18 protein-coding genes and 1 tRNA gene are annotated in these 23,664 nt (G+C 69.1%); 9 read left to right on the forward strand and 10 right to left on the reverse strand.

The genetic code is table 11. From position 1 onward, the window contains the following. Positions 1-60: 60 nt before the first annotated feature. A complete protein-coding gene (locus FHS23_RS14835; RefSeq protein ID WP_425501123.1) occupies positions 61-816 on the forward strand; it encodes a DedA family protein in 756 nt (251 codons plus the stop codon). 60 nt (positions 817-876) lie between these two features. Continuing rightward, complete coding sequence (locus FHS23_RS14840; RefSeq protein ID WP_183655077.1) at positions 877-1,623, forward strand: SIR2 family NAD-dependent protein deacylase; 747 nt, start codon at positions 877-879, stop codon at positions 1,621-1,623. Here FHS23_RS14840 and FHS23_RS14845 read toward each other — a convergent pair. Beyond that, complete coding sequence (locus FHS23_RS14845) at positions 1,616-3,028, reverse strand: MFS transporter (RefSeq protein WP_183656108.1); 1,413 nt, start codon at positions 3,026-3,028, stop codon at positions 1,616-1,618. The two genes, FHS23_RS14840 and FHS23_RS14845, sit on opposite strands and share 8 nt — an antisense overlap. Before the next feature lie 206 nt (positions 3,029-3,234). Beyond that, complete coding sequence (gene dnaE, locus FHS23_RS14850; RefSeq protein WP_183655080.1) at positions 3,235-6,801, reverse strand: DNA polymerase III subunit alpha; 3,567 nt, start codon at positions 6,799-6,801, stop codon at positions 3,235-3,237. A gap of 295 nt (positions 6,802-7,096) precedes the next feature. On the opposite strand from dnaE, the gene FHS23_RS14855 reads away from it, so the two are divergent. Further along, positions 7,097-7,942 carry a PP2C family protein-serine/threonine phosphatase gene (locus FHS23_RS14855; protein WP_183655083.1) on the forward strand — a complete coding sequence of 282 codons (846 nt, stop codon included), beginning with the start codon at positions 7,097-7,099 and terminating at the stop codon, positions 7,940-7,942. 15 nt (positions 7,943-7,957) lie between these two features. Here the strand turns inward: FHS23_RS14855 and FHS23_RS14860 are convergent, their stop codons facing one another. Then, positions 7,958-8,902 carry a neutral zinc metallopeptidase gene (locus tag FHS23_RS14860; RefSeq protein ID WP_183655086.1) on the reverse strand — a complete coding sequence of 315 codons (945 nt, stop codon included), beginning with the start codon at positions 8,900-8,902 and terminating at the stop codon, positions 7,958-7,960. A 136-nt stretch (positions 8,903-9,038) separates the two neighbouring features. Continuing rightward, positions 9,039-9,818 carry a TetR/AcrR family transcriptional regulator gene (locus FHS23_RS14865; protein ID WP_183655089.1) on the reverse strand — a complete coding sequence of 260 codons (780 nt, stop codon included), beginning with the start codon at positions 9,816-9,818 and terminating at the stop codon, positions 9,039-9,041. A gap of 77 nt (positions 9,819-9,895) precedes the next feature. On the opposite strand from FHS23_RS14865, the gene FHS23_RS14870 reads away from it, so the two are divergent. The 4 genes from FHS23_RS14870 (at position 9,896) to FHS23_RS23765 (ending at position 13,377) form a co-directional block, all read left to right on the forward strand. Then, positions 9,896-10,801, forward strand: a complete 906-nt coding sequence (locus tag FHS23_RS14870) for an ATP-binding cassette domain-containing protein (RefSeq protein ID WP_183655091.1) — start codon at positions 9,896-9,898, stop codon at positions 10,799-10,801. Then, complete coding sequence (locus FHS23_RS14875) at positions 10,798-11,625, forward strand: ABC transporter permease (RefSeq protein ID WP_183655093.1); 828 nt, start codon at positions 10,798-10,800, stop codon at positions 11,623-11,625. The genes FHS23_RS14870 and FHS23_RS14875 overlap by 4 nt, the downstream gene beginning before the upstream one ends. 129 nt (positions 11,626-11,754) lie before the next feature. Then, complete coding sequence (locus FHS23_RS14880; RefSeq protein WP_183655096.1) at positions 11,755-12,354, forward strand: cysteine hydrolase family protein; 600 nt, start codon at positions 11,755-11,757, stop codon at positions 12,352-12,354. Positions 12,355-12,375: 21 nt separating this feature from the next. Further along, the gene (locus FHS23_RS23765) at positions 12,376-13,377 is read left to right on the forward strand and encodes a GlxA family transcriptional regulator (RefSeq protein WP_343053949.1); all 1,002 of its coding nucleotides are present in this window, start codon (positions 12,376-12,378) and stop codon (positions 13,375-13,377) included. A gap of 332 nt (positions 13,378-13,709) precedes the next feature. Here FHS23_RS23765 and FHS23_RS14890 read toward each other — a convergent pair whose 3' ends face one another. The 6 genes from FHS23_RS14890 to FHS23_RS14915 all read right to left on the reverse strand — a co-directional run bounded on the left by FHS23_RS14890 (position 13,710) and on the right by FHS23_RS14915 (position 18,360). Next, entirely contained in the window at positions 13,710-14,309 is a 600-nt protein-coding gene (locus FHS23_RS14890) for an LppA family lipoprotein (RefSeq protein ID WP_183655098.1), read from the reverse strand. Positions 14,310-14,322: 13 nt separating this feature from the next. Then, entirely contained in the window at positions 14,323-15,654 is a 1,332-nt protein-coding gene (locus FHS23_RS23770) for an alpha/beta hydrolase (protein ID WP_183655100.1), read from the reverse strand. Next, a complete protein-coding gene (locus tag FHS23_RS14900; protein ID WP_183655103.1) occupies positions 15,651-15,995 on the reverse strand; it encodes a hypothetical protein in 345 nt (114 codons plus the stop codon). Before FHS23_RS14900 ends, FHS23_RS23770 begins: the two co-directional genes overlap by 4 nt. Positions 15,996-17,226: 1,231 nt before the next feature. Continuing rightward, positions 17,227-17,301 (reverse strand) — tRNA-Val (locus FHS23_RS14905). 46 nt (positions 17,302-17,347) lie between these two features. Next, complete coding sequence (locus tag FHS23_RS14910; RefSeq protein ID WP_183655106.1) at positions 17,348-17,809, reverse strand: peroxiredoxin; 462 nt, start codon at positions 17,807-17,809, stop codon at positions 17,348-17,350. Positions 17,810-17,934: 125 nt separating this feature from the next. After that, a complete protein-coding gene (locus FHS23_RS14915) occupies positions 17,935-18,360 on the reverse strand; it encodes a DUF3052 family protein (RefSeq protein WP_183655109.1) in 426 nt (141 codons plus the stop codon). Between the two features lie 544 nt (positions 18,361-18,904). Here FHS23_RS14915 and aceE point away from each other — a divergent pair. Together aceE and FHS23_RS14925 are read left to right on the forward strand one after the other, a co-directional pair. Then, positions 18,905-21,712 (forward strand): pyruvate dehydrogenase (acetyl-transferring), homodimeric type, encoded by a 2,808-nt coding sequence (gene aceE, locus FHS23_RS14920; protein ID WP_183655112.1) that lies wholly within the window; start codon positions 18,905-18,907, stop codon positions 21,710-21,712. A gap of 461 nt (positions 21,713-22,173) precedes the next feature. Beyond that, a complete protein-coding gene (locus FHS23_RS14925) occupies positions 22,174-23,544 on the forward strand; it encodes a PucR family transcriptional regulator (protein WP_246382193.1) in 1,371 nt (456 codons plus the stop codon). The last annotated feature ends 120 nt before the right edge of the window (positions 23,545-23,664 follow it).

Genomic DNA, 23,664 nt, shown 5'->3' on the forward strand with positions numbered 1-23,664 from the left:
CACACGCGGCGTTCTGTTTCGCGGGCCGCGTCTGGTGGGGATGACGAACAGGGGTTGACCGTGGTCACCGACTTATTGAACTGGCTGCAGAGCCTGCCGCAACCGGCGCTGGTGGGGGCCACCGGTCTGCTCGTGCTGCTCGAATGCACGATCGGCCTGGGATTCCTCGCGCCCGGGGAGTCGGGGCTGCTGATCGCGGCCACGACGGCCACCACGGTGCCGCGGTTCCTCGTGCTGTGGATCGTCGTGACGATCTGCGCGGGTATCGGCGACTCGATCGGCTACACCATCGGCAGGCGGTTCGGGCCGAAGTTGCGCGAGACGAAACTGATCCAGAAGTACGGCGTCGACGCCTGGGACAAGGCCACCGGCATCCTCCAGCGCCGCGGCGCGTGGGCCGTGTTCTTCGCCCGGTTCTTCCCCGTCGTGCGCACGCTGACACCAGCGGCGTCCGGCACCTCGGGGTTGCCGTTCCACAAGTTCCTGCCCGCCGCGGTCGCCGGGGCCACCTGCTGGTCGGCCCTGCACATCGCGCTCGGCGCGGCGCTCGGCGAAGCGGCCAAACAGGTCGAGGACGCCATGAGCACCGGCGGCATGATCGTGGTGGCGGTGTTCGCGGCCGTCGCGGTATTCGCGTTGCTGCGGTTCAAGCGCAAGAAGGCGATGGCGGCGATGCCGTCGGCGACCGACGGCGACGACCCGGCGGACACCACGACGACCGGCGCGGTCGAGGGGCGGACGTCGCCCGCCGGTGACGTGACGGCTCCCGCGACCGGCCCGGAGTCCAACGAGCGGCCGTCGACGCCTCCCGGCTGATCCGTTCCCGGTGCCCGCCCTGCCGACGCGATCGCGGCGAGTGGGCGCATCATGGAACACATGGACGCCGACCTCCGGCGCGCTCGCGACCTGGTGACCGGGGCGAGCCGCATCACCGCGCTGACCGGCGCAGGCATCTCCACCGACTCCGGGATCCCCGACTTCCGCGGCCCGAACGGCTTGTGGACGCGGGACCCCGAGGCGGAGAAGCTATCGAACCTGCACGACTACGTCACCAGCGCCGACGTCCGCAGGCGGGCCTGGCAGGCGCGGCTCGACCACCCCGCATGGCAGGCGAGCCCGAACCCGGCCCACGACGCGTTCGCCTCCCTGCAACGACGCGGCACCCTCACCGCGATCATCACGCAGAACATCGACGAGTTGCACCAGCGCGCCGGGTCGGACCCGGCCACGGTCGTCGAACTGCACGGCACGATGTTCCACACCGAGTGCCTCGACTGCGGCGACCGGCGTGACATGGCCGAGGCGCTCGACCGCGTACGGGCAGGCGCCGAGGACCCGCCGTGCGCCGTGTGCGGCGGGATTCTGAAATCCGCCACCATCTCGTTCGGGCAGGCGCTCGACGCTGCTGTGCTGGACCGTGCCCGCGTCGCAGCGATCTCGTGCGACGTGCTGCTGGCCGCCGGAACCTCGCTGACCGTGCACCCGGCGGCGGGGCTGGTCGACATCGCCGCGGGCACCGGCGCGTCGATCGTCATCTGCAACGCCTCCCCCACGCCGTACGACGACGTCGCCGACGTGGTGCTGCGCGAACCGCTCGCGGAGGTGCTGCCCCGGCTCACGTGAGCGGGCCGTCGCGGCTTGCCGGTGACCGTTGTGCGGTGAGCCTGCGCTGCGGGTGCCGACGCGCGTCGGCCACCGCGACGGTCATCGCCACGAGCGTGAACCCGACCGCGCACAGCATCGCCATCGCGAGGCCGGCGCGGTATCCGGCGCCGTCGGTCACCCCGGCGTGGTACACGGCGCCGAGCACGGCCACTCCGAGGGCCGTGCCCAGCCGCTGTCCCGTCTGCAGAGCGGCTCCGGCCACACCCGCCATGTGCGTCGGCACTCGATCGAGGGTCAGCGTCGTGTTCGGCGAGATGACCATGCCGCCGCCGAGGCCGCCGAGCAGCAGCGGCACCGCGACCGCGTAGCCGACTGCGCCGTCCGGCAGAAGCGGCACCAGCACGGCGACGAGCCCGATGCCGAGTGCCACGAGACCGAGCCCGGTGAGCGTCACCTTCCGGCCCCACCGGGCGACCGCACGGCCCGCGAGCGGCGACGAGACGGCCGAGCCGAGCGCGAACGGGGTCACCAGCAGACCCGATTCCAACGGCGAGAAGCCGAGGCCCTGCTGGAAGAACATGGCGAACACCAGCCACATCCCGCCGAACCCGCAGAAGTAGGCCGCACCGATCGTCGCGCCGAGCGCGTATCCGGGTGTGCTCGTGTACAGCCGTGGGTGCAGTACGGGCATGCGACCGCGCCGCACCACCGCGCGCTCCCACTGCACGAACAGCCACGCGAACACGCCCGCCAGCGGGAACATCCACCACAGCGTCGTCAGCCCGCCCTGCTCCGACTGCACCAGCGGAAGCAGCACGCCGAGCACCGCCAAGCCGAGCAGTGCCATACCGGGGATGTCCAGCTGCGAGACCACGCCGGTCCGTGGGGATTCCCGTTTCGGGATCCACCGTGCCGCCAGCACCAGTGCGACCAGGCCGATCGGCAGGTTGACGTAGAACACCCACCGCCACCCGTCGTCACCGAACGCCGCGATGATCAGCCCGCCCAGCACCGGCCCGACGGCCGTCGACACCCCGACCGTCGCGCCGAACAGGCCGAACGCCCGGCCCCGCTCGGCACCGTGGAACAGTTCCTGGATCAGTCCCGTGTTCTGCGGCGCGAGCATTCCCGCGGCGACGCCCTGCGCCAGGCGCGCCGCGATCAGCATGCCCTCGCTCACGCCTGCGCCGGCGATACCGCTGGTGACGACGAACGCGGACAGGGCGACGAGGAACATCCGCCGCCTGCCGAGCGCGTCGCCCAGGCGCCCGCCCGTGACGAGCACCAGGCCGAACGTGAGCGCATAGCCGGACACGATCCACTGCGTACCCGCGACGCTGGCATCGAGCGCGTCCTGGATGGACGGCAGTGCCACGTTGACGATGCTGACGTCGAGCAACGACATGAACCCCGCGGTCAGCATGACGGCGAGGGCTCGCCAGCGTCGCGGATCCGGCGTGGCCACGGCGGTATCGCTCACCTCGCCACGGTAGGGCCCCCGAGCGAGGTGGGCGCGGTGACGACACCTGCCCTCGGCGCCGGCATCGGCGTGGGCGGAGCTTGATCAGGGGCACCGTCGGGAAGTTGAACGCCCCGAAGGTGCCCCTGGGGGCACCACCACGCCGGCACTCAGCCGGCCATGATGCCCGGGATGCCCTTGAGCTCGCCCATCAGCATCGAGCTGACCTTCACCGGATAGTCGTACAGCGCGAACAGGGTTTCGCGTTTGCCGACGAGCTTCAGCCGTACCGGCGTCTCCCCCGGGTGCGCCTTGAGCGTCTGCTTGAGCTCGACGACCACGCTCTGGTCGAGCTTCTCCGCCGACGCGACGAGCATCAGCGGCGGCTCCTCGTCGCCCGCGGCGATGTCGGACAGGTCCAGCGGTACGAGACCGCCGCCGAACACCGACATCTTGTCCTCACGCCAGTTGACGCGGCCCTTGACGACGACGGCGTTGTCCTCCACCAGGTCGGCGGCGAAGATCGCGTACGACTTCGGGAAGAACAGCACCTCGAGGGAGGCGTCCATGTCCTCGACCGTGCAGATCGCCCACGGTTCGCCCTTCTTGTTCACGCGCCGCTCGACCGACGTCAGCAGGCCCGCGATCTCGAGCTCACCCTCCTTCGGCGGATCGGCGAGGATCGCGGCGATGGGCTTCTTCGCATGCTTGCGCAGGATCCGCTCGGCTCCGTCCAGCGGGTGACCGGACACGTACAGGCCCAGCATCTCCCGCTCGTAGGCGAGCTTCTGCTTCCGCGGGTACTCCTCGTCGTCGAACTTGAGGTGCGCCAGCGGTGACGACGACGCGGCGGCGTCGGCACCCTCGTCGGCGGATCCCGCACCGAACAGATCGAACTGGCCCATCGCCTCCTGGCGCTTCAGCGGCACGACGGCCTCGACCGCGTCCTCGTGCACCTGCACCATCGACAGCCGCGTGTTGCCGAGCGAGTCGAACCCGCCCGCCTTGATCAAGGACTCGATGACGCGCTTGTTGCACGCGACGAGTTCGGACTTGTCGAGGAAGTCGGTGAACGAGGAGTACTTGCCCTTCTCGTCGCGCGTCTTGATGATCGACTCGACGACGTTGCCGCCGACGTTGCGCACCGCGCCCATGCCGAAGCGGATGTCGTCGCCGACGGCCGTGAACCGTGGGCCCGACTCGTTGACGTCCGGCGGCAGCACCTTGATGCCGAGCCTGCGGCATTCCGACAGGTACACCGCGGATTTGTCCTTGTTGTCGCCGACCGACGTCAGCAGGGCCGCCATGTACTCGGCCGGGTAGTTCGCCTTGAGGTAGGCCGTCCAGTACGACACCAGGCCGTACCCGGCGGCGTGCGACTTGTTGAACGCGTACCCGGCGAACGGGAGGATCGTGTCCCACAGGGCCTGGATGGCGGCGTCGGAGAACCCGTTCGCCTGCATGCCCGCGTGGAAGCCCTCGAACTCCTTCTCGAGGACCTCCTTCTTCTTCTTGCCCATCGCCCGGCGCAGAACGTCCGCTCGGCCCATGGAGTAACCGGCGACCTTCTGCGCGATCTGCATGATCTGCTCCTGATAGACGATCAGGCCGTAGGTCGAGGCCAGGATCTCCTTCAGGGGCTCTTCGAGCTCGGGGTGAATCGGGGTGATCTGCTGCCGGCTGTTCTTGCGGTCGGCGTAGTCGTTGTGGGCGTTCACACCCATCGGACCCGGCCGATACAGCGCGAGCACGGCGACGATGTCGTCGAAGCCCGTGGGCTGCATCCGGCGCAGCAGATCACGCATGGCGCCGCCGTCGAGCTGGAACACGCCCAGCGTGTCGCCGCGGCCCAACAGCTGGTACGACTCGGGATCGTCCATGCCCAGCCGGTCGAGGTCGATCTCCTCGCCCCGGTTGATCTTGATGTTGTCGATGGCGTCGCCGATGACCGTGAGGTTGCGCAGCCCCAGGAAGTCCATCTTCAACAGGCCGATGGCCTCACAGGACGGATAGTCCCAGCCCGTGATGACCGCGCCGTCGTCGCGCTGCCACAGCGGGATCGTGTCGATCAGCGGCTCGCTCGACATGATGACCGCGCACGCGTGCACACCGGCGTTGCGGATCAGGCCTTCGAGACCCCGGGCGGTCTCGAAGATCGTCGAGACCTCCTGGTCGCTCTCGATCAGCGAGCGCACCTCGGCGGCCTCGCCGTAGCGCTCGTGTTCCGGGTCGACGATGCCGGCCAGGGGGATGTCCTTGGCCATGATCGGCGGCGGCAGCGCCTTCGAGATCCGGTCGGCGATCGAGAAGCCCGGCTGGCCGTAGTGGACGCGGGCGGCGTCCTTGATCGCGGCCTTCGTCTTGATGGTGCCGAACGTGATGACCTGAGCGACCTTGTCGGCGCCGTACTTCTCGGTCGCGTAGCGGACCATCTCGCCGCGCCTGCGGTCGTCGAAGTCGATGTCGATGTCGGGCATCGACTCACGCTCGGGGTTGAGGAACCGCTCGAACAGCAGGTTCTGCGGCAGCGGGTCCAGGTTGGTGATACCGAGCGCGTAGGCGACGAGCGCGCCCGCCGCGGACCCACGGCCGGGGCCGACACGGATGCCGACACTGCGTGCGTAGTTGCAGAGGTCGGCGACGACGAGGAAGTAGGCCGGGAAGCCCTTCTGCGCGATGACGCCGAGCTCCATCTCCGCGCGATCGACGTAACCGTCGGGGACCCCCTCGGGGAACCGCCACTCCAGACCCTTGATGACCTCGTGATGCAGCCAGCTCGACTCGTCGTAGCTTTCCGGCACCTCGAACCGCGGCATCCGGTCCTTGTGCGCGTAGACGTCCTCATAGGACTCCACGCGCTCCGCGATCGCCAGCGTCGCGTCGGCCGCGCCGGGCACCTCGGAGTCCCAGTACTCGCGCATCTCCTCGGCCGACTTGAGGAAGTAGCCGTCGCCGTTGAACTGGAACCGGTTGGGGTCCGACAGCGTCTTGCCGGACTGCACGCACAGCAACGCCGAGTGGGCGTCGGCCTGGTCCTTCGTGACGTAGTGCGAGTCGTTGGTGGCCAAGGGCTGGATGCCGAGTTCCTTACCGATCTTCAGCAAGCCCTCACGGACCGAGCGTTCGATGGCCAGGCCGTGGTCCATCAGCTCGAGGAAGAAGTTCTCCTTGCCGAAGATGTCGCGGTAGTCGGCCGCGGCTTCGAGGGCCTTCTCCGGCTGACCCAGTCGCAGGCGGGTCTGTACCTCGCCCGACGGGCACCCGGTGGTGGCGATGATGCCCTCGGCGTTCTCGGCGATCAGCTCGCGGTCCATCCGGGGTTTGCGGTAGTAGCCCTGCATGCTGGCCAGCGACGACAGCTTGAACAGGTTCCGCAGTCCGGTCGCGTTCCGGGCGAGCATCGTCATGTGGGTGTAGGCACCGCCACCGGAGACGTCGCCGCCCTCACCGGAGTCGTCGGCGCCGCGCTGATTGCTCTGCCCCCAGAAGACCGGCTTCTTGTGGAACCGGCTCTCCGGAGCGACGTAGGCCTCGATACCGATGATCGGCTTGATGCCGGCCTGCTTCGCCTGTTGGTAGAACTCGTCCGCGCCGTACATGTTGCCGTGGTCGGTCATGCCCACGGCCGGCATCTGGAGCCGCGATGCCTCTTGGAACAGCGGAGCCATCTTCGCCGCACCATCGAGCATGGAGTACTCGGTGTGCACGTGCAGGTGGACGAAGGAATCCGTGGACACCGGCGAAACCTCCCCTTACGACCGCGCGCGTGCGCGGGCCCGCGAAACTCGGTGAAGTGCCCACCCTAATGGGCCGAGGCCGGGCTTCTGCGACGACATCCCGGAGCTCCGCGCGAGTGCGATCACACGCCCCTGAGCTCGGCCGTCGACGTGCACAGGCCGGCCGGTCACGGTACGCGCCGGAGCGGCAGCCGAACGCGCACTCACCCCACGAGGTCAGGGTGATGTGCGCGAAATGCCCCGTTCTTCCCGTACCACCGTCACACGCGCGCGGCCGTGATGGTTCACTGCAGACATGACACGTGACGAGGCGCTCGAGCTGAGGTGCGCAACAGGCTCCGACGTCGGCCAGCGGCGGAGCGGGAACGAGGACTCGGCGCTGGCGACCGCGCACCTGGTCGCCGTGGCCGACGGCATGGGCGGGCACGCGGCCGGCGAGGTCGCCAGTGCGATCGCGATCGACGCCGTCGCCGAGCTCGACACCCGGCTCGCCGAGAGTCCCGATCTGGCCCCGCTCGAGGAGCTCGCCTCCGTGTTCACGCAGGCCTCGACCGTGCTCGACGAGCGCGTCGGCACCGACCCCGAGCTCTCCGGCATGGGCACCACGCTCACCGTCATGCTGTGGCAGGGCCACGGGTTCGCACTCGGGCACATCGGCGACTCGCGTGCCTACCGGCTGCGCGGCGCCGAGCTGACCCAGCTGAGCCGCGACCACACGCTCGTCCAGTCACTCGTCGACGAAGGCAAGCTCGACGAGGAGACCGCGGCCGTACACCCCGGCCGGTCGGTGCTGATCAAGGCGCTGCTCGCGGGCCAGGTGGCCGAGCCGGACCTGGAGTTGCACGAGGCCGAGCCCGGCGACCGGTACCTGCTGTGCTCCGACGGGCTCACCGACGTCGTATCGATCCAGGAGATCGGCGCGGTCCTCGGGTCGACAGCCGAGCCGTCCGACACCGTCGCGACGCTCATCAAACTGGCCAACGAGGCGGGCGGTCCGGACAACATCACGTGCGTCGTCGTCCACGTGCTGGGCGCGGCCGATGTCGGCGACAGCACCGACACCGACAGCACCGACACCGACGGGGACGGCGAGGCGGCCTCGGCCGGCGACAGCGAGTCGGCCGGGGCCGACCAGGTCTGACACCCGTCGCCGCGCTCACGGCGACGCCGGCGCGCCGCTCTCCGACTCCTGTGTCCTCACGCCGCCGATGTCTACGGCCGGGGCGCTCCACGTGTCGCACGCGGCGACCGAGCCCCCGTTGAATCCGGTGGAGGCCCACTGCTTCTGCAGGCGGGCGCCGCCGTGGCTGTCGACGCCGCTCCAGTCCGCGAAGTCTTGGACCGCGGCCTCCGAGCTTTCACTCGAGCCACCCGATCCGGTGCCGCGGGTGGCGTCGAGGAACAGCCCGGCGAAGCAGGTGGCCTGCAGTTCGAACCGCCTGCCCACCTCGCTCTCGACCGCCGCGCTCACGTCCGACATCGCGTTGCCCGCCTCGGCGAACACACCGGTGAGCGCCTGGATGTGGTGGCCGTACTCGTGCGCGAGCGTGGCCAGGAACGCGGGTTCGTGCGTTTCGCCCACTGCGGTGGTCAGCCGCGAGTACGGCAGATGGATCGTGTGGTCGGCGTCGCAGTACAGGCCCAGCGCACGGTCGGCGGGTGGCAGCTCGCCGCACTCGGTGGTGCGGACGTCGGCGACGTCGACGGACGCGGGTTGCGGTTCGACGCCCATGCGGTCGAGCACCGGCCGCCACGCACGGTCGAGACAGTCGAGCACGGCGGTGTAGTAGGCGCGGGCGGAGTCCCGGCCTGGCCGCAGCTCCGGCGGCTCGCAGTCGACGGCCGCCAGTTGGGCACGGCTGTCGCGCAGGGCGGCAGCGGCGGAGCCGGGCGCGTTCGGGTCGGCGGCGGGCGTGATGTCCGACGCCGTGTCGCCGTCGCCCGCGACGAGATCGCTCACGACCACGACGCCGGCGACCATCAGCATCGCCACCACCACGGCGATCGCGACGGGAAGCCAGTTCGGGCGCCGCTCGCGAGGACGTGCAGGGGTTTCGTGGTCCGCACCGGTGGGGCCGGCGCGGTCGTCGTCGGGGGCCACGGACAACCTCGGGTCGGGGTGCGGCCGTCGGGGGAAACGGCCGGGGGCGCCTTCGAGGGTAACCCGTCACCCGCGCCTCGTCCGGCCCGCGCGTGGCCGGGCACAGCGACGGGAGGGCCCCCGCTGTGGCCGCCGGTCAGGCGCCGTCGCCGACACCACGGGCCGACTGGCCGTGGACCCGCCGGTCGAGGCCGGAGATGATCAGTTCCAGGCCGAACTCGTACCCGGCGTCGATACCCTCGTCGGCCCCGGTGGCGACCGGTTGGGTCTCCAGGTAGTTCCCCGCCAGCAGCACGGGAGCCAGGTGCGGGTACCGATCCGGGGTGACGACCTGGCTGAGCAGGTCCAGTCCCTCCGGGGTCACGGCCACGACACCTTCGTCGGCGAGGTTCAGCTCCAGTTCCACAGTGGACGTCACGTACTGGGAGACGGTCAGGATGACACCGATCTTCTCCTCGTCGGCCAACGGGAGGTCCCGCAGCGCCGCGAGGCCCAGGTCGGCCACGCGCACGCTGTTCGGCATCAGCACCGACACCTGGCCGCGCGGGATGCCCAGCACCCACGGGTGGGCGTGGAAGGCGTCGCGCACGAGGCCTGCCCACACGCGGAGCGCTTCGCGCCAGTCGCCGGGCAGCGAGACCTTCTCCGGCACGGCGACCGCGGCGTCCTGCATCAGCCGCAGCAGTTCGTCCTTGCCGGAGACATACCGGTAGAGGGACATCGTGGTGAACCCGAGGGACTTCGCCACGGCCTGCATGGTGACCGCGGCGAGCCCTTCGGCGTCGGCGATCTCGATGGCGGCGGCCACGATCCGCTCGTGACTCAGGCCGCGGTTCGGCCCGCGCTGGGGCACCTCCTGCATACCCCAGGCGATGGCGACGGCGCGTGGCAGTCCGGTCTCGGTCGTCTCGGCCATGCCGCGCATCCTCTCATCGCCACTTCCCGTCCCGATTACTAGTGTACGAGATAAACAGTGTATGTAATACTCGGTTTATGGCATACACAGATTCCCCGCTGCTGGCGCTCGACGGCCTGTCGAAGAGCTACGGCCGGCAGCGCGTGCTGACCGACCTGAACCTGACACTCCCGCCCGGTATCCACGCCCTGCTCGGGCCGAACGGTGCAGGCAAGACGACGCTGGTCAACGTCCTGTCGACCCTCGTTCCGTACGACGCAGGTCGCGTGCGAGTGCTCGGCCTGGACCCGCGGCGGGAGCGAAAGAGACTGCAGGGGCTCGTCTCGCTGACCGGGCAGTACGCCGCCGTCGACGACAAACTCAGTGGCGCCGAGAACATGCTCATGATGGGACGGCTGTTCGGGCTGTCCCGTCGTGACGCCCAGCGACGCGCCGACGACCTGCTCGAGCGGTTCGCCCTGACCGCGGCCGCCGGCAAGCGGGTCGCGACCTACTCCGGCGGTATGCGCCGCAAGCTGGACATCGCAGCCGGGCTCATCGGTCGTCCTCGGCTGATCTTCCTGGACGAACCCACGACAGGGCTGGACACCCGGAGCAGGCAGGCGCTCTGGGACGAGATCAGGACGCTGGCCGATTCCGGTGCGTCGGTCTTCCTCACGACGCAGTACCTCGAGGAGGCGGACGCGCTCGCCGACCGCATCGTGGTGCTCCACGGCGGCCGTATCGCCGCCGACGGCACTGCGGCGCAGCTGAAGAGCCGGGTGGGCGGATCGACGATCCAGCTCCACGACGACGCGGGCCACATCCTCGAGGAGATCCCCACGCGGGGATCCGCGCTCGACGTCGCCCGCCACCTGGACGCCGTCGCGGCGGCCCGACCGGACGTCGACGTCACGGTCCGCAGGCCGACGCTCGACGAGGTGTTCCTCGAACTCACCGGCCGGCAGGCCCGTGAGCGGACGCAGGAGGAGGTGCCGGCATGACCACGACGTCGCCCTCGCGAGAGGCACAGGAGCCCACGTCCGTGGGCAACGGCGCAGGTGCGCTGACCGGGCTGCGGGTGTTCACGGCCCGCAGCCTGAAGCACTCGTTCCGGGACGCCGAGTCGCTGCTGATGGCGATTCTGCTGCCGGTGATGCTCATGTTGATCTTCGTGCTCATCTTCGGCGAATCGATCGCAGCCGGTCAGGGCGGTGACCGCAGCGACTACCTGGCGTACGTGCTGCCGGCCGTGGCGCTGACGGCGGCGGGCTTCGGGGCCTCGTACACCGCCGTGGTGGTCTCCAACGACATGACGACCGGGTTCATGAACCGGCTGCGCACGATGCCGTTCCCCGCGGTGACGGTCCTGCTGGGGCACACCGCGGCGTCGATGGTGCGGAACCTGCTGGCCACGGGCGTGGTGCTGGCCGTCGCGTTCGCTCTGGGTTTCCGTACCGATGCGGGTGTCGCCGAGTTCGCGGGCGCGGTCGGGCTCATCGCGCTGTGGATCCTGGTGATCACGGTGGTGTTCGCCGTGCTGGGCATGACGGCCGGGTCGGCGGAGGCGGCCAGTAGCTACGGCTTCGTGTTGCTGTTCCTGCCGTACGTCTCGTCGGGGTTCGCGCCGGTGGAGACGATGCCCGGGTGGCTGCAGGGCTTCGCGGGACACCAGCCCATGACGCCGATCATCGACGCCTCCCGCGCACTGCTCGAGGGCGCGACTCCCGGCGACGCGTGGTGGGTCGGCCTCCTGTGGTGCGGCGGGTTCATCGCCGTCGCCGTGTGGCTGGCCGCCGTGCTCTTCCCGCGCAAGGTCGCCCGTTGACACGGTCGTCACGCCGTCGCCGCCGAGTCCCCGGTGGCGGGCACGGCGACGGCGTTGACCGGATCGTGCACTCGTCCGGCCTGATCGTGTCTTCCCGGCGCGGCGAAGCGAACACCAGACTCGGAGAACATGAACGGGAACCGGAACCGCGCGCTGCTGGTCGTCGATGTGCAGGAGTCGTTCCGTCGGCACGAGCTGTGGCCCACGATCTCGAATCCGGACATCGTCACGCCCGTGTCCACGTTGGTCGAGCACGCGAGGGCCGAGGGGGATCTCCTCGTGTGGGTGCTGCACACGGAGCCGGGGTCGGGCAACGTATTCGACCCGGCGAGCGGGCACGTCCGTCCGATGGCGGGCCTGACGCCGGGCGAGGACGAGCCGGTGCTGACCAAGACGGCGCACAACGCCTTCACGACGACCAGCCTCGACCGGATGCTGACCCGCCGGGGCGTCCGGAAGCTGGCGGTGTGCGGCATCCGGACCGAGCAGTGCTGCGAGACGACCGCACGGGTCGCCGCCGACCTGGGCTACGACGTCGACTTCGTCACCGACGCCACGGCGACGAATCCGGTGGCGCATCGCGACGCCCCTCCGGGCCGTTCGGTCGACGACCTCCTCGCCGATCCGCGCACGCTCGGCACCGGCGAGCTCGTCGCCCGCACCGAGTATGCGCTGTCCGGTCGGTTCGCCACGATCTGCAGCGTCGCCGAGGTGACCGGCTCCGACTGACGGACGTAGGCTGACTGGATCGTGCGTATCGTCTTCGTGCTTCTGCCGCAGCTGCACCTACTGGATCTCGCGGGGCCGGCGCAGGTGTTCTCCACCGCCGCGGAGATCGGTTGCGACTACGTGTTGCACTACGTGTCCCAGCCCGAGCTCGTATCCCGGCCGGCAGCCCGGTCCCTCAACGACGGTGACGGGGACGTGCGCAGTGCGCAGGGCCTGCCGTTGCGAGCCGACGTCGCGTGGCCCGACCTCGACCCGGCGGACCTCGTCGTGGTGCCCGGTTCACGCATCTCGCAGCCGCCTCGGTGGCCGCGGGTGCACCCGGAGACGGCCGAACGGCTGCGGCGGCACCATCGGGACGGGGGCACCGTCGCGAGCGTGTGTTCCGGGGCCGATGCGCTGGGGCGTGCGGGACTGCTCGACGGCCGCCGCTGCACGACGCACCACGAGCTGCAGGACGAACTCACGCGGCGTTATCCGGCGGCCCGCGTGGTGCGCGACGTGCTGTATGTGACCGACGGACGCGTCGTGACGTCGGCGGGCGTCGCGAGCGGCATCGACCTGGCGCTGCATCTACTCGCGGCGCGGCACGGTCCCGGAGTCGCCGCACGAGTGGCCCGAGAGCTGGTCGTCTACGCCCGCAGGAACGGCGATCAGCACCAGGATAGTGTGATGTTGCGGCACCGCGGGCATCTCGACGACGCGGTGCACCGCGTGCAGGATCTGATCGACGCACGGTTCACCGAATCGCTCCCACTGGCCACTCTCGCCGGGACGGCACGCTGCAGCGAGCGCACCGTGACGAGGCTGTTCGTCCGCGCCACCGGATTGACGCCGCTGCGGTACCAGCACGCGCTCCGGCTGGAACGCGCCGACCAGCTGCTCGCCCGGGGCGCGACCGCGGAGGGCGCCGCCCGGGCGGTGGGGTTCGCCGACGCCCGCATGCTGCGCCGCATCCGCACGCAGGTGCTCCACAGCGACGACACGGCATCGATCGCGGCCACGGGCGCACCTCCGCACGCGTAAGGAGCCGCCCCGGGGGGCACTCGGCGTCTCGACCACATGCTCAGCGCGCCGTGCCCAAACGGGGCGACCGTCTCAAGAATCACGTGGCGAGCCTCTGCCCCGAATCGACGTTTTCGCAGTTGAGAGACTATATGGTGGGCGCAGCTGGGTTCGAACCAGCGACGCCCTGCTTGTAAGTGCGCGGACATGCGCCAACCCGCCTGCCTACCGCAGGTCAACCCGACCTCACCTGTGTATCGAACGGCTCCGCTGCACCCCTGCGGACCGGTTTCGCACCCATCCTGGGTCCCCTTCTCGAGCGCAGCAAGCAAGGTCCGGTGCCTGCTTGTCGGTCACGAACCGTCCGCGGTCTTGGGGTGGGCACGTTCGGTCAGGTGGCAGCCCGTAACCGACGACAACGAAGTGGCCTTCTTCGTGCCGAACGAGAACTCCGCACCGTTGTCGTGGTGAGCGCTCACGAGGTGATCGTTCGGCCGGTCGACAACGGCCTTGGGCTTGTCGAAACCGTACTTGCCCATGATCTCGGTGAAGATCTCCAACGCTCGGGGCCAGTCCGCCTCCGGGATGGGGTGATCGAAGTTGGCCCAGTTGGGCATATGGATCGTCACGGCATCGAGGTCCTCATACTCCCCGGTACACCAATTCTCGGATTCCTCGTCTGTTGTCTCCCAGGAGTCCGGCAAACCGACTTCGGTGACCAGGCGACGTTGAATCTCGCGCTCGATCTCCGCGTGCTCGCTGATCACCGCGTCGATGTTCGGGCGCGCCGCAAGCTCCTGGAACGCACTCTGTGATGGCTCAGCATCCATGTCTTCCCCTTGACCTCCCGTCGAGGGCCCACTCGCACATGCCGCCAGCGTCATGGCCAAGGCCAAGAAGAACGGCATGGCGAACTTCGCAGAACGGCCGACGACTGACGATTGCTGGTGCACTACTTCTACCTATCTACGGCTCGGGAACAGGCGTAAAGTCAGGGGAACCGATCATTATCCGGGCCATCGCATACTCGCTCGTCTGGTAGACCTCCGAGCTCTGCCCCTGGCTCCGCTCCGATTTCATGTACTCACTGTGGCCCGTCGAAGCCTCGGTGCTTTGACCTGGAGCAGGTTCGTATTCCTCGGTGGACATGTGATGGATGCCGTCCTGCTCGACGACATCCTTGCCGTATCGCTCTACCACACCCGGAATGTTCGCGACGGCGTCCTCGCGAGCCTCCCACGCATAGACGTGGTTCTCAGGGACATTCAGCTCCTCGCCACTGTCAGTACCGATTCCCGGGGAGCCGAAGAATCCTGCTTCGTCGACGCCCGTTTCATGGTCACGCAGGGCATAGCCTTGGGTGAGCGATCCCCAGGAATGGCCGAGCGCGGTCATGTGCGGGTTGTCCGCGCGAGATGCATCGATACCGTTGTAGAACTCTGCGAGCTTCGGGGCCCCTTTCTCAGCCGAGTCGCCGGTGACGACAGCCTCGAAAACGCCGTCAGGATTCGTTTGAGGCGGTTCGTACCCCAACCATGTGACCGTGGCCACCGACTCGCCCCTGCGGTTCTCACGAACAAGCTCATCCTCTGCGTGGCGCTTCAGCGCGTCGGTGTCTTGCACGTAGTCGTCAAGATTGGTGTCAACTCTCGAGTTCATCCCCGGTGTGAACACGGCTACATTGTCCGCCTTGTCTACGTCGCCATTGGCAACCGCTGCTTTGACACGCTCACCGGAAGTATCAAGGAGCATGAGCTGTTTCCCAGCCTTCGGTTCACCGTGGCGGTCAGTCACTGTGCGCTCGACGGCAGCGAGACTGTCTAGCTTCTCCTCGGCCCGCGCGATCTTGCGGTCGATAGTCATCTGCTCCCCAAGGCCTCCCGGACCGCCGTGCTCGCGCCGCTCGGCCCGAAACTGCTTGATGCGGTTCTGCAGCCTGGTGCGCTCGTCATCGATGCGGAGCACGTTGGCAGCACTCCGATCAGATGCGGGTATGCCATCGCGATTGCCGACCTGACCAGGAAAGTCCTGGATAAAGCGCTTGCGCTGCGCGTCGCTGAGTGTCGCCCACCAGGCAGCGTTCTGGGCGACCGTCGTGTCGCTCAGGGGCGGAGGGGTGGGGATCGTGAGCGAGCCGACCTTCGTGCCGGCTTTCCCGGCCGCGGCGAGTGAGGTGGCGTCGCTGTCGGCGTCGACGGTGTCGCCCAGAATCTTGTCCAGGACCTTGCAGAAGTCGTTGTCAACGTCGTCGGCGCTGCGCAGTACGTTCTTCACTCGTTCCTGGAGCTCGTTCTTCACCCGCGCTCGCTCTTCAGCGACGGCTTCCCGCTGGTCCTTCGGTGTGTCCACTGGACGCCGTGGTCGGCTATCGAGCCGTCATCGGCAATGCTGAAATTGTTCGCCTTGGCGACTTCCTCGGCCTCAGTGACGCCGTTCTTGACTCCGCCGATGGCGTCGCTCGTCGCCGTGAACGCGGTACGGGCCGCTGCGATGTCGCCTGTCCATTCGCCCAACGCCTCAACCAGCTCACCGCACCGGCTGCCCGCAGCTTGCGCTGCCTGCCCGGACCAGCCGTCCGGCGACTGAATCTTGCCCAAGTCTTCGCCGGCGTTGATCAGCTCGTTGTACTCCCGGTTCAACGGCCCGATGGCTTCAGCGAGCGCTGCCGTTCCACTGCTTGACGTCGCTCCAGGTGACCATCAGACGGGCCTCCGGCCTCCGCCGCCGTCACCCAGGTCGGACCGAGCCGCCTCATCCGACTCCCGATACCGCTGCGCGGCAGTCGCCAGATCCTGCGCGTACTGGTCGAGCGCACCGGACAGCTCGGCACCTGTGCCCTGCCAGTGCTCTCTTTCACCCTGGCCAGCTTGGCGACCGCCTTCGCGCCTTTCATACCCGCGGGACTATCCGGAACGACCGCAGCCGGCTTGACCTGACGTACGGCCTCCGCCACGCCGTCAGCGGCGTCGCCACTCTCACTGATCGCCTCGATCTGTGCCTCGAACCCCACAAGACCGCCCCCTGGTCGTGTTCATGTCGTTACACACTGGCACCGCACATACCAACGATCAACCAGAAGCGACGTATCCAAGCCCTCCTACCTACCCCGTTCGGGGCGCTACGCACCCAGGGCTGAGTAACTTCACGGAGTACTCGACATCCAGCCGACGCGCCTCCCCCAGCCCCACGGCTGGCGCGTGATCCACTCCCACCGGACAGCCGCGCCCAGCGCGCCGCGCAACGCGAAATGGATCTTCGTGCTCGTCGCCGGCGACAACGGTCGGCAGACATGCGGCGGGCACTCCTTGACTTCGCATCCGGCCTGCTCGTAGTCGTGCGGCGGACTGCCCGGCGGCCGGCCGCCGGGCAGTCCGCTTGTGCTTCACGACGTGGCACTCCGTGCGGGTAGGTCGTCCGGTGGTCGACACGGCCCGGTTGGCCGTCACAGTGAGCACGGCACCGCCTCAACTCGGCGTAGAACTGCTCGAGTGTCCTCGGCGTGATCCTCGCGACCGGCTCGTCGCCGATCAGAGGGCCGATGTGGTGGGCGAGGAAACCCTCGTACAGCTCCCGGGGCGATTCATCCACCTCGTGGATCTGCAACCACTCTTCGAAGGTCCTCTGCAGCGTCGCTTGGGTCTTCCCATTGCGCTGCTCGTCGACCTCGTTCAGCAAGCGGGTCAGGATCCGCTCGGCCTCGGCCTCGTCGGTTGTCGACTCGCGGAGGTACAACCGCTTACCCGTGAGCGGATCGACGCCGGCATAGACCTTGATCCGCAGCGAGTTACCCCTGCGCTCGATCGTGCCGCGGGCTCGGGTCCCATCACAAGAATCCCTGAGGAGATCAGCGACCAAAACCCCAGGCCAATATGGTGGGCGCAGCTGGGTTCGAACCAGCGACCCCCTGCTTGTAAGGCAGGTGCTCTTCCGCTGAGCTATGCGCCCGTCACGGGTGGCGACGCCCGGGAGCGCCGACCACCCGGGAAACTCGTCAGCCGAGCTCCGAGACGGCCTTCTTCCAGGACTCCTGGTCACGCGGCTCGCCGGGCTGGTTCACCTCGGCGTACCTGACGACGCCTTCCTTGTCGATCAGGAAGGTTCCGCGCAGCGCGAGACCGGCCTGGTCGTTGAACACGCCGTACTTCGTGGCGACCTCGCCGTGCGGCCAGAAGTCCGACAGCAGCGGGAACTGGTAGCCCTGCTGCTCGGCCCAGGCCTTGAGCGAGAACGGGGTGTCCACCGAGACACCGAGGATCTGCACGCCCTCGCCGTCGTAGTCGGCGAACTCGTCGCGGAGCTGGCAGAGCTCACCCTGGCAGATGCCGCTGAACGCGAACGGGTAGAAGACCAGCAGTACCGGCTTGTCCCCGCGGAACGACGACAGGGTGACTTCCTGCTTGTTGTAGTCGTTCAGCGTGAAGTCCGGGGCCTGCGAACCGACCTCGACCGCCATAGGAGATTCCTCTCGCGCGCGTGCTCGTCCGGCCCGCCGAGATCCGGCGCGGCCGCATGTGCCCGTCCACCCTAACGCGAGCGGACACGACCGCGGCGGGCGCCGGTGATCAACGGCGGGTGAACTCAGCGACGGGACGTGGACCGCGGCACGAGCCGCGTGGCCGTCCAGCCGTCACCGACCGACAGGTTGGAGGTCTGCGACAGGCCGACCGTCGGCACCGCCTCGGCGATCTCACTGGGCTCGACGTGACCTGCCTCCCCGGTCTTCGGGGTCAGCACCCACACGACGCCCTCGTCGTCGAGGGGTGCCCTGGCGTCGACGAGGGCGTCACCGAGGTCGCCGTCGCCGTCCCGCCACCACAGCAGAACCACGTCGATCACCTCATCCGCGTCCTCGTCGAGCAGTTCCGCGCCGGTGCGGGCCTCGATGGCCGCGCGCAGGTCGTCGTCGACGTCCTCGTCCCAGCCGATCTCCTGGACCACCATGTCCGGCTTGATGCCAAGCCTCTCGGCGACGCTGTGCTGATCAGCGTCTCCAGCGGCGACCACGACTTCAATCCTCCAACGAACGACGGTGTGCGGACGGCGGATTCCGTCCGCACTGTTTGCACGGTTGGGTCAAGCGAACACTGAGCGCGGCTCCGATGCAACCGTCCACACCGGATCTGGCGCGTCGCCTGTGCCCAGCATCGCACGTCATGCCCGCAGCGGCCGCGGCGGAACCCGAATCGCCGCGCGCGCACGCGCGCGCGTTAGAGAGGCATAGAGCAGACTCGCCGAACACCTCGAACGCGGCGGGTCTAGGGTGGGGTGACCGGCCCCCGACAGGGGGCTGACCGGGGCCGATGACCGGGAAACCGCCGCGTCGGACGTTACCGCCGAGTAGCGATGACACGGCTCGTGGACACGACGACCATGTCCCTCGAACGGCCCGCACCCGGTCACCGCACCGGTCCGTGCCCGGCTCGCCGGACTGCGCCGCACACCGAGCGCAGCCTGCCTCCGGACCCGGACGAGGCGCGGCCCGGACAACGCAGTGACAACAGTGACGACAGCTGGCAACGACAACAGCGACGACTGGCGAGGAGACCCCTTGGCCCCGCAGAACGACAAGGCAGGGCGCGACGACGCCGCCCAGGGCAACCCGGCGCGCGTCCACGTGATCCGCAACGGCCTGGCGGCGCACCTGCCCGACATCGACCCGGAGGAGACCGGCGAATGGCTCGACTCCTTCGACGCAGCACTCGCCACCGGCGGTAAGCAGCGCGCCCGGTACCTGCTCCTGCGCGTGCTGGAGCGGGCACGGGAGCGCAACGTCGGCGTCGCCCCGCTCACCGAGACCGACTACGTCAACACCATCCCGACCGAGAACGAGCCGTGGTTCCCCGGCGACGAGGAGCTCGAGCGCCGCTACCGCGCCTACATCCGGTGGAACGCGGCCGTCATGGTGACCCGTGCGCAGCGCCCCGGCGTCGGCGTCGGTGGGCACATCTCCACGTACGCCTCGTCGGCGGCGTTGTACGAGGTGGGCTTCAACCACTTCTTCCGGGGCAAGGACCACTCCGGCGGCGGCGACCACGTCTTCATCCAGGGCCACGCCTCCCCCGGCATCTACGCCCGCGCGTTCCTCGAGGGCAGGCTCTCCGAGAACCAGATGGACGGCTTCCGCCAGGAGGTCTCCCACGCCGGAGAGGGCGGCGGCCTGCCGTCGTACCCGCACCCGCGGCTGATGCCGGAGTTCTGGGAGTACCCGACCGTGTCGATGGGCCTCGGCCCGATGAACGCCGTCTACCAGGCCCGATTCAACCGCTACCTGGACGCGCGCGGGATCAAGGACACCAGCGACCAGCACGTGTGGGCGTTCCTCGGCGACGGTGAGATGGACGAGCCGGAATCGCGCGGCCTCGTGCACGTCGCCGCCGGCGAGGGCCTCGACAACCTCACGTTCGTCATCAACTGCAACCTGCAGCGCCTCGACGGCCCGGTCCGCGGCAACGGGAAGATCATCCAGGAGCTCGAGGCGTACTTCCGCGGTGCGGGCTGGAACGTCATCAAGGTCGTCTGGGGCCGCGAGTGGGACGCGCTGTTGCACGGCGACCGCGACGGCGCGCTGGTCAACCTCATGAACGTCACCCCGGACGGCGACTTCCAGACGTACAAGGCCAACGACGGCGCCTACGTCCGCGAGCACTTCTTCGGCCGCGACCCGCGCACGAAGGACCTCGTCAAGGACCTCTCCGACGCCGACATCTGGAACCTCAAGCGCGGCGGCCACGACTACCGGAAGGTGTACGCGGCCTACAAGGCGGCGATGGAGCACCACGGCCAGCCGACCGTGATCCTCGCCCACACGATCAAGGGCTACGGCCTGGGCCCGGCGTTCGAGGGCCGCAACGCCACGCACCAGATGAAGAAGCTGACCCTCGACGACCTCAAACTGTTCCGGGACGCCCAGCGCATCCCGATCAGTGACGAGGAGCTCGAACGCGACCCGAAGCTGCCGCCGTACTACCACCCGGGTGAGAACTCGCCCGAGATCGAGTACATGCAGGGCCGCCGCAAGACCCTCGGCGGTTACGTGCCGGAGCGCCGACCCGCCCGCGCCAAGGCGCTCGCCCTGCCCGGCGACAAGGTCTACGACGCGATCCGGAAGGGCTCGGGCAAGCAGGAGGTCGCCACGACGATGGCGTTCGTCCGGCTCGTGCGCGAGCTGGCCAAGGACGCCGAACTCGGGCAGCGCATCGTACCGATCATCCCGGACGAGGCGCGCACCTTCGGCCTCGACTCGATGTTCCCGACCAACAAGATCTACAACCCGCACGGGCAGACCTACACCTCGGTCGACGCGCAGCTGATGCTGGCCTACAAGGAGTCCGAGGAAGGCCAGCTGCTCCACGAGGGCATCAACGAGGCGGGCTCGACGGCGTCGTTCACCGCGGTCGGCACGTCGTACGCCACGCACGGCGAACCGATGATCCCGATCTACATCTTCTACTCGATGTTCGGGTTCCAGCGCACCGGCGACGGGCTGTACGCCGCGGCCGACCAGATGGCGCGCGGCTTCGTACTGGGCGCCACGGCCGGCCGCACCACCCTCACGGGTGAGGGCCTGCAGCACGCCGACGGCCACTCGATCCTGCTGTCGGCCACGAACCCGGCGGCGGTGACCTACGACCCGGCGTGGTCGTTCGAGATCGCCCACATCGTCAAGGACGGCCTGCGCCGCATGTACGGCGAGACCGGCCCCGACGGCAACGGCGAGAACGTCTTCTACTACCTGACCGTCTACAACGACCCGTATCAGCAGCCCGCCGAGCCGGAAGGCCTCGACGTCGACGGCCTGCTCAAGGGCCTGTACCGCTACGCCGAGGCACCGGCCGGTGACGGACCGGAGGCGCAGATCCTGGTCTCCGGCGTGACGATGCCGGACGCGTTGCGGGCGCAGCAGATGCTGCTCGACGAGTGGGGGGTGCGCGCGGCCGTGTGGTCGGCGACGTCGTGGACGGAGCTGCGCCGCGAAGCCGTGGACGTCGACCGGGCGAACTTCCTGAACCCGGGCGATGCGCCGCGCGTGCCATACGTGACCGGGGCGCTGCAGGGCGAGAACGGCCCGTACGTGGCGGTGTCCGACTGGATGAAGGCCGTCCCGGACCTGATCCGTCCGTGGGTTCCCGGCGACATGCTCACGCTCGGCACCGACGGTTTCGGCTTCTCCGACACGCGCCCGGCGGCACGCCGCCACTTCCTGGTCGACGCCGAGTCGATCACGGTCGGCGTGCTCACGGCACTGGCGAAGCAAGGCGCGGTCGACCAGGACACGGTCTCCCGTGCGGCGCAGCAGTACCGAATCGACGACGTCGGTGCCGCCGGACCGCAGACGTCCGACTCCGGCGTCGCCTGATTCCCCGGCTGTTCCGGACGAAAAGGATGGCTCCCGCCACTGAAAGTGAGACCGCAGCGCGAATGGTTTCGCCGTTCGCGTGAGGTCGTTCCACGAACGAGTGAGGTCTCTGGCCAGCGACGATCCGTCCGGTCCATAGTGGAATCACCGGTGGGGACCGGGGAGAACGAAACCGCCCGACGCAGCGAATCATCGCCGCGTCGGGCGGTTTCGCGTCCGGCCGTTTCGCGTCGGGCCGTTTCGCGTCGGGCCGTTTCACAGGCGGTATTGCAGCGGGCGGTTTCGCATCGGGCACAGGTTTCGCATCAGACAAGGTTTCGCCCCGGTCTGCTCGGCACGCGGCCACGACGGCCACGACGGCCACGACGGCCACGACGGCCACGACGGCGAGTGTGCGCCACCGCTCAGTCGTCACCGCTCCGTGGCCGCTACGACGCCCGGCGACGTACGATCGCAGGCAAATGACCTCCGACGATTCCCGGCGCAAGCGGTCGAGTGCCGGCGCGAGAAACACGTCCTCGACCTCGCGGAAGGCCTCGACGACGACGTCGCCTGCGAAGGCCGAGAACTCCTCGCGCTCGAAACCCGCCACTCCGGCGGGCACCTCGACCCCGACGGGCACCTCGACCCCGGCGAAGGGCACCGCGCGGAGGTCGAATCGGTTGTCGGCGCGGACGCTGCGGGAGCTGGAACGCGCCTCGGGCAGGCTCGCCAAGGCCAGCGTCGCCGCGATGGAGGAGCGACTGTCCTGGTTCGGCAGGCTGCCCGCCGACCAGCGCGCCAGCGTCCTGCTCATCACCCAGACCGGCGCGGCGGGTTTCGTCCGCTGGCTGCGGGACCCCGAACACGCCCTCGAACTGACGACCGAAGCGTTCCGCGGCGCCCCGCGCGACCTGTCCCGCTGGATCAGCCTGCGGCAGACGGTCGGACTGGTGCGCCTGGCCATCGAGGTCTTCGAGCAGCAGCTACCCGAGTTCGCCGCCGACGAGACCGAGAGCGCCGCGCTCGTCGAAGGCATCCTCCGGTACGGCCGTGAGGTGGCCTTCGCCGCCGCGAGTTCGTACGCCGCGGCCGCCGAGGCCCGCGGCGCCTGGGACGCGCGACTGGAGGCACTCGTCGTCGACGGCATCGTCCGCGGCGACGCTGAGGAGTCCGTGCTCTCCCGCGCGGCCGCACTCGGCTGGGACCCCGCGGCCAGTGCGACGGTGATGGTCGGCACGTCGCCGTCGGACGATCCGCCGACCGTGGTCTTCGAGGTACGCAGCAGGGCCGCACGCGCGGGCTGCCCGGTGCTGCTGGGCGTGCAGGGCACGCGGCTCGTCGTCGTGGCGGGCGGCGCGGACGACGAACAGGCTCGCGACGGTGCGCTGCTGGACACGCTCGCGGCGGCGTTCGGCGACGGCCCGATCGTCGCGGGCCCCACCGTTTCCGGCCTGGCCGAGGCACACGCCAGCGCCGCGGAAGCGCTGTCGGCCATGCGCGCCGTCGTGGCCTGGCCCGGCGCTCCGCGCCCCGTGCGCTCGATCGACCTGCTGCCCGAACGCGCACTCGCGGGCGACCCGTCCGCGGAACGACGGCTCGTCGACGAGATCGCCAAACCCCTGGAGGAGGCAGGCCCCGCGCTGCTGGCCACGGTCGAGGGATACCTGGAGACCGGGGGCGTACTGGAGATGTGCGCCCGCCAGCTGTTCGTACACCCGAACACCGTGCGCTACCGGCTTCGCAAGGCCGCCGAACTGACCGGTCGCAACGCCGCCGACCCTCGGGACGCGCTCGTACTGCGCGTGGCGTTGGCCGCGAGCAGACTCGCCGGCGCCCGCAATCAATGGTGACGCAGCTCTCAGCCCGCCGGATCCGGCGCAGTGAGTCCGATCACGATCTTGACGACAGCCGCACCCGAACTGCGCAGAACCGACAAGGTGATCTCGCTGGACAACGGCCGACGCCACAGA

It is taken from the genome of Prauserella isguenensis (assembly GCF_014191605.1).
GTDB classification, from domain to species: Bacteria; Actinomycetota; Actinomycetes; order Mycobacteriales; family Pseudonocardiaceae; genus Prauserella; species Prauserella isguenensis.

Coding starts and splice junctions, on each gene's coding strand:
- FHS23_RS14880 (WP_183655096.1), top strand. CDS start 11,755: ATGAACGGGAACCGGAACCGCGCGCTGCTGGTCGTCGATGTGCAGGAG.
- FHS23_RS14925 (WP_246382193.1), top strand. CDS start 22,174: ATGACCTCCGACGATTCCCGGCGCAAGCGGTCGAGTGCCGGCGCGAGA.
- FHS23_RS14845 (WP_183656108.1), bottom strand. CDS start 3,028: ATGCTGACCGCGGGGTTCATGTCGTTGCTCGACGTCAGCATCGTCAAC.
- FHS23_RS14840 (WP_183655077.1), top strand. CDS start 877: ATGGACGCCGACCTCCGGCGCGCTCGCGACCTGGTGACCGGGGCGAGC.
- FHS23_RS14910 (WP_183655106.1), bottom strand. CDS start 17,809: ATGGCGGTCGAGGTCGGTTCGCAGGCCCCGGACTTCACGCTGAACGAC.
- FHS23_RS14855 (WP_183655083.1), top strand. CDS start 7,097: ATGACACGTGACGAGGCGCTCGAGCTGAGGTGCGCAACAGGCTCCGAC.
- FHS23_RS14875 (WP_183655093.1), top strand. CDS start 10,798: ATGACCACGACGTCGCCCTCGCGAGAGGCACAGGAGCCCACGTCCGTG.
- FHS23_RS14865 (WP_183655089.1), bottom strand. CDS start 9,818: ATGGCCGAGACGACCGAGACCGGACTGCCACGCGCCGTCGCCATCGCC.
- FHS23_RS14870 (WP_183655091.1), top strand. CDS start 9,896: ATGGCATACACAGATTCCCCGCTGCTGGCGCTCGACGGCCTGTCGAAG.